The organism is Nitrospirae bacterium YQR-1, from assembly GCA_039908095.1.
Taxonomy (GTDB): Bacteria; Nitrospirota; Thermodesulfovibrionia; order Thermodesulfovibrionales; family Magnetobacteriaceae; genus Magnetomonas.
The window spans coordinates 1-2,027 of sequence record JAMOBJ010000066.1 but is presented as its reverse complement, the minus strand read 5'-3'; the positions used below and the strand labels follow the sequence as shown (position 1 = coordinate 2,027).

Genomic DNA, 2,027 nt, shown 5'->3' with positions numbered 1-2,027 from the left:
CGGGGCTAAATTGTAAAAACATTTTAATGGCATGTTTTCAGGGCACAACTAACCCTAAACGCAACTTAGCAGGGTTTCATCTGTGAAGATAGCAGTACTGTCGGCCCTGGCGGGAAAAAGACACTAACAGGATTCTAAATAATAGGAACATGTTTCTATAGTATATGCCTGTTTTTCAGGCAGTAAAATGTGGGAGGAAGACGGTTATGAAAAGAAATAGTTTGGTAGTAAAAATTATGGTAATGTCCGCAATGATTTTAGCAACAGCACTATTGCTAACTGTAAAAACAACAGAGGCAAGTAATGTATATTATTATTTACCCTATTTTCACACAATCTCTAATAATGTTACTTACTGTGTGGCGGCTAATATGTCATCTGAGGAGTTAACAGTGTCTTTTACAGTTGGTGCAAATCATAACGGTAATCCTACAGGGACATCAAATACTTTTTCAACAAAACTTGGAACAAAAACAACAAGATTTTTTACTTTTAGTGAGAAAACAGTTACAGCCGGTTCAGATACTGTAAGTATATCATCAGATGTCGGAGATGCATCATCATATGCTGGTACTTTAAAATTTACTACAACAGCAGAATTTCCAACAACAGGCACAAAGGCAACATGTAAGAGTCTGCTTATGTCGTGTTTTCAAGGAACAACTACTCCAAAACGTAACTTAATTGGGTATGTGTGTGAGGACGACAGCACTGATGGCCCCGGCAGTAACAAAATTATGTTGGGTTTTTAAAAAAGGTGTACTTAAAATACATGGTTCTTTTCCATTTTAAAGTGGATGAGAATTTAGTATTTTTTTTACTTAATGAAAGAATAAGGGGAAAGCAAAGGTTAAAATGTACGGCAAAAAATATCAGCCTTGACTTTCCTTTATTAATTTACAGAGGAGGGAATTATGCCGTCTGTTTTTATCTCTAAACAGCTTAAAAAGATATTTTTTATATTGCTACTATTAGTAATACCTACATTAAGTCATGCTGACTGGACATGGACCGAGCAAACAGGCTCCGGTAACAGACTTTGGTATTCGATAGCAGCATCATCGGACAATACTAAGCTGGTTGCTGTAACATCCTCTACTACAGGAGGCGAAAAGGGGGATATCTATACATCAACAGACTCAGGCGTTACATGGACTTCAAGAAATAAATTAAGCTATTGGAGCTCAGTTGCATCATCGTCAGATGGTATTAAACTTGTGGCAGTATCACAAGGAGAGGGTGCATCGAGTACAGGAGCACAAATATATACATCTACAGATTCTGGTGCTACGTGGACAGCAAGAGAGTCCAATAGAGTTTGGAGGTCAGTAGCATCATCATCTGATGGCACAAAACTAGCTGCTGTAGCTCATGGCTATATTTATACCTCAACTGATTCGGGGGCTACATGGACTGAACAAACCAGCTCTGGTAGCAGGTATTGGTATTCAATATCCTCATCATCGGATGGTATTAAATTAGTTGCTGCAACACAACAATCTACATCAAGTAATGGACAAATATATACATCTACAGATTCTGGTGTTACATGGAAAGCAACAGGACAAAGTGGGAACTGGACTGCAGTAGTTAGCTCTTCTGATGGCAAGAGACTCGCTGCAGTTGCTTATGGTGGCTATGTTTATACCTCAACGGATTCAGGTGTTACATGGACTGAACAAACCAGCGCAGGCAGCAGGTATTGGTATTCGATAACCTCATCATCGGATGGAGTAAGACTAACTGCCGGAGTTACTGGAGGCTATATCTACACATCAACAGACTCTGGTGGCACATGGACAGAACAAAAAAATGCCGGCAGTAGAAATTGGTTTACAATAGCGTCGTCTTCAGATGGTACAAAACTGGTTGCTGGAGCTTATGGTGGTTATATTTATACAGGTGTATATACCAGCTCATCAACGTCCACAACCACAACAACTACATCCTTAACATCCGGAAACTCAACAACGACAACCACATCCTTAACATCAGACAATATAACATCAACAACAAAATCAAAAGTC

At 39.1% G+C, this 2,027-nt stretch carries 2 protein-coding genes; both read left to right on the top strand.

The genetic code is table 11. The features are described from left to right. Nucleotides 1-206 precede the first annotated feature (206 nt). Nucleotides 207-752 carry a hypothetical protein gene (locus tag H7844_15835; protein ID MEO5358750.1) on the top strand — a complete coding sequence of 182 codons (546 nt, stop codon included), beginning with the start codon at nucleotides 207-209 and terminating at the stop codon, nucleotides 750-752. Between the two features lie 162 nt (nucleotides 753-914). Beyond that, nucleotides 915-2,027 (top strand): hypothetical protein (locus H7844_15830; protein MEO5358749.1); only part of this gene is annotated, 1,113 nt, incomplete at its 3' end.

What these genes read in the sequence shown, in the direction of transcription:
- H7844_15835 (MEO5358750.1), top strand. Translation starts at nt 207, where the DNA reads ATGAAAAGAAATAGTTTGGTAGTAAAAATTATGGTAATGTCCGCAATG.